General features: G+C 44.8%; 6 protein-coding genes and 1 pseudogene. 6 read left to right on the top strand and 1 reads right to left on the bottom strand.

Annotated features, from left to right (window positions below):
• Positions 1-328 precede the first annotated feature (328 nt).
• The gene (locus tag KIV40_RS16250; RefSeq protein WP_285350221.1) at positions 329-865 is read left to right on the top strand and encodes a GNAT family protein; all 537 of its coding nucleotides are present in this window, start codon (positions 329-331) and stop codon (positions 863-865) included.
• A gap of 46 nt (positions 866-911) precedes the next feature.
• On the opposite strand, the pseudogene KIV40_RS16255 reads toward KIV40_RS16250, so the two are convergent.
• Positions 912-1073, bottom strand: a pseudogene (locus tag KIV40_RS16255) (IS110 family transposase); the annotation flags it as partial.
• A 542-nt stretch (positions 1074-1615) separates the two neighbouring features.
• On the opposite strand from KIV40_RS16255, the gene dsrO reads away from it, so the two are divergent.
• The 5 genes from dsrO (at position 1616) to KIV40_RS16280 (ending at position 7670) form a co-directional block, all read left to right on the top strand.
• Positions 1616-2389, top strand: a complete 774-nt coding sequence (gene dsrO / locus KIV40_RS16260) for a sulfate reduction electron transfer complex DsrMKJOP subunit DsrO (RefSeq protein WP_285350222.1) — start codon at positions 1616-1618, stop codon at positions 2387-2389.
• Positions 2382-3347 (top strand): hypothetical protein, encoded by a 966-nt coding sequence (locus KIV40_RS16265; protein ID WP_285350223.1) that lies wholly within the window; start codon positions 2382-2384, stop codon positions 3345-3347. The genes dsrO and KIV40_RS16265 overlap by 8 nt, the downstream gene beginning before the upstream one ends.
• 3 nt (positions 3348-3350) lie before the next feature.
• Positions 3351-6329, top strand: coding sequence for a molybdopterin dinucleotide binding domain-containing protein (locus KIV40_RS16270; RefSeq protein WP_285350225.1), 2979 nt, complete (start codon positions 3351-3353; stop codon positions 6327-6329).
• Positions 6330-7036: 707 nt separating this feature from the next.
• Positions 7037-7369 carry a type II toxin-antitoxin system RelE/ParE family toxin gene (locus KIV40_RS16275; protein WP_176310730.1) on the top strand — a complete coding sequence of 111 codons (333 nt, stop codon included), beginning with the start codon at positions 7037-7039 and terminating at the stop codon, positions 7367-7369.
• Positions 7356-7670 carry a DNA-binding transcriptional regulator gene (locus tag KIV40_RS16280; RefSeq protein WP_017049537.1) on the top strand — a complete coding sequence of 105 codons (315 nt, stop codon included), beginning with the start codon at positions 7356-7358 and terminating at the stop codon, positions 7668-7670. The genes KIV40_RS16275 and KIV40_RS16280 overlap by 14 nt, the downstream gene beginning before the upstream one ends.
• Positions 7671-7768: the final 98 nt, after the last annotated feature.

A 7768-nucleotide genomic window follows, 5' to 3' on the forward strand; every position in this document is an offset into this window, starting at 1 on the left:
GAAGGACTTTATTGCCAAGTGAATCGAGAATACAGACGTAAAGTAAGCGAGCATGCAGATCAATGCCACAGTAATAGTTATGCTGGTTGTTATAGAATCTCATAGAGTCTTCTCCATTTTGGGTTTCGTTGCCTTCCAGCTTAGTCGAGAGGCTAAGTTGGAGGAGAAGGCTCAATGAGTATCAAATTGTTCAAGAGGGATTCAGCACGCGTGGCATTTTTACTATGCGTTGGTTCTAGTGATTAAGGCGGTATGCGGTAGCATCGGTGTTGCGTGCTTCACCCCTTAACAAGGCGTTATATGCCAATCGGAGATTATAAGGAAAATCATGCAATTGGAACTAGATGGTTACTATCTTCGTTCACTGGATGTGGAAGATAAGGAAGCATTTTACAAGTGGTCTCGTGACCGTGAAGTTACACTTTATAGTCTTTCTTCATACGCGTACCCTCAATCAAAATCAGATATCGAGAAATGGCTTTTATCCATAAATTCAAACCCTAAAAATGTCTCTTTTGGCATATGTAGCACCGAGAATGATCAGCTACTTGGGTATGCTGGTATATCTGGGGTCAGCACTCTAAATCGTAGCGGTGAATACTTCATTCTTATTGGAGAAAAAAGTTATTGGGGTAAGGGGATTGGTACATCAGTAACAAAAATCGTAACAGATTACGCTATACGAACTCTTGGTTTGCACAGAGTTCAGCTTACAGCAAGCTCTCTTAATTACGGTGCAATTAGGGCTTATGAAAATGCAGGTTATAAACATGAGGGCGTGATGCGACAATCAGGTTTTCGTAATGGTGAATTTGTCGATAAAGTACTAATGTCAGTTCTGTCTACAGAGTGGTTAGGCATATAACAAGAGACTATGGCGTCAATAGTTAATTTTTGACGCTATCCTTATCTCACATTGCGCCGTTTCTTAGCATTGAATTGAGTGTCACAACCATCTTTCTCATGCAGGCCACTATCGCTAATTTTTTAGGTTTTCCTGCCGCAAGTAATCATTCATAATTGGCCTTAAATACATGGTTGCATTGGATAGCCGACATCATTGCCATATACATGGATTTAAATGTCTAATTGTAATTTGCCGGTATTAACACCGACATTAATATTTTGAAGTGTGTTTGTATTCATAATAAGCTAACCCTTTCTTGCAAATGCGGGCTCGAGACCCAGAAGACTATTCGAGTGTGGTGCTTGGAGTTCTATCTGGCGTTCGTACTTGAATCCAAGCTCCTGTTTCCATTCAACGTAAGTGATATGCCAAAAGCGAAAGATCTTAGTCTGTTTCCAAATAACCTTCTCCTAAGTGTTGCATTTTCCAAATAAGAGTTTGTCGCCCGTGAATTAATTTTGCGGGAATGTTGCATCGTCCATAGTAATGAGGCAAATGACAAGTCACGAGATGTGACTACCTCATCATCTTAATTGTCATTGAAGGTGAACAATAGCTCCACAGAATTCTAACTGGATGCATCACATCATACTATTAAAGTAACCTTATCTTTCATCGTCGATTGGCGATTAACGTGTTCAGATCAATTTCCCGCAGTTTTATTGTTGTTAAATTTCGTGAATCACTTCACTTTTTCAGAGTAAAATAATGGCGGATAAACGAATATCGCGGCGACAGCTCTTCACCGGCACCGTTGCAACGGCAGTGACGACCGTTGCTGCATCTGCAATGGCATCACAACCAACAATAAAGCAAAAAAAGATTGCCTCAGGAAAACGATGGGGCATGGTCATTGATCTACGACGTTGTATTGGCTGTCAAGCATGTACCGTGGCGTGCAAATTCGAGAACAATGCGCCTGTCGGTCAGTTCAGAACTTGGGTTAGCGACATTGAGGTGAAGAGCTATCCAGACACTCGTCGTTCATTCTTACCTCGTCTGTGTAACCACTGTGAAACGCCAAGTTGTGTTCCTGTTTGTCCAACTGGAGCGACCTATAAGCGTGAAGATGGCCTAGTGTTGGTCGATTCCGATAAATGTTGGGGCTGTGGTTCGTGTGTTACAGCCTGCCCTTACGGCGCTCGCTTTATCAACTCTGAGACCAAAATTGCAGACAAGTGCACCTTCTGTGCTCATCGATTAGAAGAAGGGCTACTTCCAGCCTGTGCCGAGACCTGTGTCGGTGGTGCTCGAATCTTTGGTGACCTGAACGATCCTCAAAGCCCAGCAAGCAAGCTTATTGCAGATAACGATGTATCGGTTCTTAAACCAAGCGCTGGCACTAAGCCGAACGTTTTTTACATCGGCCTAAATAACCCTGAGATTGCTAATGGTGAGATTGAGCCTAACACCTGGCTATTAGATCTTGAGCGTAACATGGATGATGTTGAGTTGAACTTCAAGGGGGCGAGCAATGATTAATATTATCAACGTATCGAACCAGATGCCTTTTGGTTTGCTGTTCGTTAACTACTCTTTGCTCGCAGGTATGGCCGGTGGCTTAGGTGTTGCTTGGGCATTGTGTACCGAAAAACCGAGCAAAGCATATTTACCTCAACTGGTTGCGGTGGCTTTGGCCTTATGTGCAACCTTCAACGTACTGGCTGAGGTACAGCAGCAAGGCCGCTTGATCTATGGATTTATCGCCGGATGGGAAAACTGGAACGGTTCTATCATCAAGTACGGTGTGCCGGCTATTCCTGTGTTTATGGGGCTGTTATTGCTGACAATATTCGCACCTTTTCATCCGATTGCTGAGAAACTATTTAACCCACTTCGGGTTGGGATCGTGGTTTTAGGACTCTTCTTACCCGCTTATTCAGGCATTTGGATGATGAATGAGCATGGCGTGGCGCTGTGGAACTCTCCACTATCGGTAGTCCTGACTTCTCTATCTGGGGTGGCTGTTGGTGCTCTACTATTCAATGTTCTGTCTCACGATGCAAGCTCTATCAGAAGCAACATTCTTAGAACACTGCTGTTTATCAATATCGCGTTTTTATTCTTAGCCAATTGGTGGGCTATTCGTTTCTCTGGTGCAGAGGTTCAACTCTCAAAAGCCCTTCTGGATACGCACTTTGTTGGCATTGAGTGGACAGCCTTCGGCGGCTTCGTTCTGGCGCTGGCGATCCTGCTGATCAATCGGTCGCGCGCTATGGCCTTGACCGCTTTTGTATTGTCGGCAGTCGGTGCCTACTTTGTGCGCTACTGCTTGCTTGTAGGCGGAGAAGGCGTGAGTCGCAGTGGGGGTGGCATCACGCTGTTTGCTCCAGACCTACACGAACTTTTCTTTACAGTCGCATCTTTGTTGTTAACCGGCGGCTTGTTTGCAGCACTACTGCTGGCTGTTCCCGCTCTTATTCAAAAAATTGAGGATTAACCAATGGATAGACGTAAATTTTTAAAAGGTGCTGCCGGCGTTGGTATTACAACTGGTGGTGCGGCCTATTCAGGAATCTTCGCCCGTGCCATTACCATGAGTAAAAACGGTGAGCCTGTTAACTACCAGGCTTATGGTAACTCGGACAACGTTGAATGGCGCTTAAATGAAGTAGGTAAACATCAGATTGCTCCGGACTATTGTGTTAAGCACACTACTTGCTTGCAGTGTCATTCTGAGTGCGGTCTACGCGTTAAAGTGAACAACAACAGCGGTAAGGTTGAGCGTATCGTTGGTAACCCTTATCACCCAAATACCAAGATCGATTACACAGATATCTCGACACCAATCAGTGCAACTGCCGCAGCGGTAGGCACGGTTTGCGCTCGCGGTAATGCGGGTATCGAGACCCTGTACGACGAATACCGTTTAAGTGCACCGCTAAAACGAGTGGGCAAGCGAGGTGAAGGTAAATGGAAGACCATCTCTTGGGAGCAATTGATTTCAGAGACGGTTAATGGCGGCAAGATATTTGCCGATACCTCAGATGCTGACAGCCAAAACTTGAACGTGAAGGGTTTCAAACAACTCTATCAGCAGCGCGATACCTTGATCGACAAGCAAAATCCAGAGTATGGTTTTGAGACCAATAAGTTTGTGCTACAAGCAGGACGTATCGTTAAGAGTCGTAAAGACTTCCAGTCGCGATTTTGTAATTCATTCGGTACTGTGAATAACTACGAGCACACCAACATCTGTGAGTTGTCCCATCATATTGCAACCGGTGAGGTTTATGCGGGCAAGCACAATGCCAAGGCTGATATTACCGAGTCTGAGTTTATGGTGTTCTTCGGGACAGCACCAGGTGAAGCTAACTTCCCAATGCAGACCATGGGCAAATACAGTGCAGAAGCGAGAGTCAAAGGAGCGCAGATCACTGTAGTTGACCCTGTACTTCCGCGCACGGTGCAAACCTCACCTAATACCCATTGGATCTGTCCTAAGATAGGCTCTGATGGTGCCATTGCTGCAGCAATTTTACGTACCCTGATTGAAAGTGAAGGTTTCAACCGCAGCTATCTGAGTCGTCCAAGCTTGGAGTCTGCCAAGCGCTTTGGTGAACTTTCTTATACCAACTCCTCTTATTTGATTGACCTAGAAAGCGGCAAGTTTGCTCGTCAGAACGGCAAATATCTAGTGGCGGATAAGAACGGCAACATCGTGCCATTTGATACCCTAGATGAGGCAGATATTGAGTTTAAAGGTGAGCTAAACGGCAAGGCACTGGCCACTTCTTTCTCGCTGCTTCGTGACTCTGTATTTAGCCAAAGCATGGCGGAGTACAGTGAGCAGTCGGGCGTTGAAGTCGAGAAACTTGAGTGGCTAGCTAAGGGCATCGCCAAAGCAGGACGTAAGTCAGCGGTTGAGTTTTATCGCGGCATTGCTCAGCATCCGAACGGTTATTACACCGGCTTTTTGATTAATCAGATCAACGTTGTGATGGGCAATATGAACTGGACCGGCGGTCTGTCCGTTGGTGGTGGCGGTATCGATTACAACGGTGGTGCCTATGATCTGAAAACCATTCCTGGACTTAAAGCGAAACCTCAAGGCCTGCACATTACCCGTGAGCAGATGGCTTATGAAGACTCCAGCGAATATAAGCGCAAACTGGCCAATGGTGAGAACCCATATCCGGCACAGCGTCCTTGGTTCCCAATCACCAAAGATGTGTTTAGTGAGATTATTCCGTCTATTATCGATGGCTACCCTTATAAAGCAGACATCTTGCTCTGGCATATGTGTACACCTCTGTACTCAACACCAAGCATGGGCCGAGATGAGATCATTGCCAAGATCTCTGATCCTAACGAAGTGCCTTTGTTGATCGCATCGGACATCGTGGTGGGTGACAGTTCAGCCTATGCAGACTACATCATCCCAGATCTCATGTACCTTGAGCAGTATGTGCATCATCCAATGATGGAGGCAACATTGGTTAAAGGCACGGCAGTACGCACTCCTGTTGTAGAGCCCATGACTGACAAAACCGCGAAAGGCTTCCATATGAGCTATGAGCAATTCTTGATTGATGTGGCGATTGAATTGGGTATGCCTGGCTTTGGTGAAGACGCCATTCCTGATGGCTATGGCAAACTATGGTCGCTAAATACCATGTCTGATTACTACATCAAGGGTGTGGCTAACCTTGCTCACAATTTTGGTCAGGTTCCAAAGATCACCGATGAAGAACTGAGAATCACAGGTCTTGATAGCTTCTACCAAGAACACAAAGATACGCTTAAAGCGAATGAGTGGTTAGATGTACTGTTTTCTATCAGTCGAGGTGGTCTGTTTGAGTCTGCTGATAATCGTCGCAAGGGCAAGCAATTGACTCATCAGTTCGATAAGTGCATTTCTATGTATTCGGAGAAGGTGGCTACCACTGTAGATAGTATGACGGGCAAGCGATTCAAGGGGCAGGCGCTAAACGCCGAGCCTGTGACAGCGTTAGACAAGCCGTTATCAGATCTAGATACAGGGTTTGATATGACCATATTGACTCGAAAATCGGCTCTGCAGAGTCACTCACGCTTGTCGTCTGCGAACTCCATCCGTCAGATAACGCCGACTAACTTTGCCGAGATCAATAAACAAACTGGCGAGGCTAAAGGGCTTAAAACTGGCGATATGGTGTGGATCGAGAGCATAAATGGTAAGCGTAAAGCAGAGGTGAAACTGCGTGAGGGTATAGCACCGGATGCAATTAGCTTCATCGTTGGCTTTGGTCACAACGGCTATGGCGCTTCAGACTATGAAGTGGATGGTAAGCTGATTAAGGGAAGTAAGCAGCGCAGGGCCGGGTTTAATCTAAACCCGATTATGCGCACCGACCCAGATGTGCCAAATATGGGGCTTATGGATAAGGTGGGTGGCTCTGCAGTGTTCTACGATACTAAAGCTCGCATTGTTAAAGCGTGAAAACTAGACGAATATGCCCAACAAGACTCAAAAAAGGGATAGTTAACTGCCCTATCTAATGAGAAACAATCGAGGACCTAAAATAGATTCTCGATTGTTTGTATCTAGGAATATGAACCCGAAGCATATTTAGACACTAACCAGTGTCGACTGTATTTTAAATTACTGAATTGGTATGCAGGGTGGTTAGTTACGTTGCTCATGTTTGGGTGAAAGCTCATGTCCTGTTTCGAGCAAAGAGGACATAGCTGACAACGGCGGTCTTTGTGGTTTGGGATACGAAAAGTTATCCATAATAGCCTAAAGTAGCAAAGCAGCTAACACGTTTCTGTCCAAAAGCTTCTCAGGTTGAATTTTTACCCATGGCATTTTCTAACTCGAAAATGCCTCATTCCTTCTCAGCGCTAAAGTCTAACCACAATCTGAAATTGTAAGTTTGCCTTATCTATAGTCATCAGAAAGAGTGGCGACGTAAGCTTTTTAAAAATTATGCATCTTCTTGCAATCTAATGTTCAACACACCTCACTAACCTATTGATTATCAATTGAACTGTGTTCACAAAGGTTGCATGATAGGAGTATGAAAAACGGCTGAAAGCCGTATAGAAAGCGTTATAGCTCAGGTCAGACTTACTGCTCCAAAAATTATAGCTACGTTAATCACGTATAGTTTTGCTATCTATACGTTATTTGCGTATACTTTGCGTATGAAAAGTGTATTTGTCGAATCAAGCATATTTGAAAAGTACCGTAATGAATATCTCAGCGATGATGAGTTTAGGCTTTTTCAAGCTGAGTTAATGTCTAACCCGAAGCAGGGTGACGTGATTCAAGGTACAGGTGGTTTGCGAAAGATTCGAGTTGCAAGTAAAGGTAAGGGCAAGCGTGGTGGCTCTCGCGTTATCTATTACTTCCTCGATGAAAAGCGTCGTTTCTACTTGCTAACGATTTACGGCAAGAATGAAATGTCCGACTTAACCGCAGACCAAAAGAAACAACTAAAGGCTTTTATGGAGGCGTGGCGTAATGAGCAATCGTGATTTATTTGCAGAGTTAAGTTCAGCACTTGTTGAGGCTAAAGAGCATTCAGAGGGCAAGCTTACCCTTAAAACTCATCAAGTTAACGACATCAGTGAGTTAAATATCTCACCTGATGAAATCGTGAGTATTCGAGAGCAGTTTAATATGTCTCGTGGTGTTTTTGCTCGTTTGTTGCACACATCATCTCGTACGTTAGAAAACTGGGAGCAAGGGCGTAGTGCACCAAATGGACAAGCAGTAACCCTTCTAAAGTTGGTTCAGCGTCACCCAGAAACCCTGTCGCACATCGCTGAGCTATAACAATCTGTTTAAGAGTGATTCGCAGAAGTGGCCCCCAATTTTCGGACATGACTTTAAGTGATTGATCTGTTTGTATAGTACCTAAAAATACTGGAACA

Source organism: Vibrio sp. D173a (genome assembly GCF_030248475.1).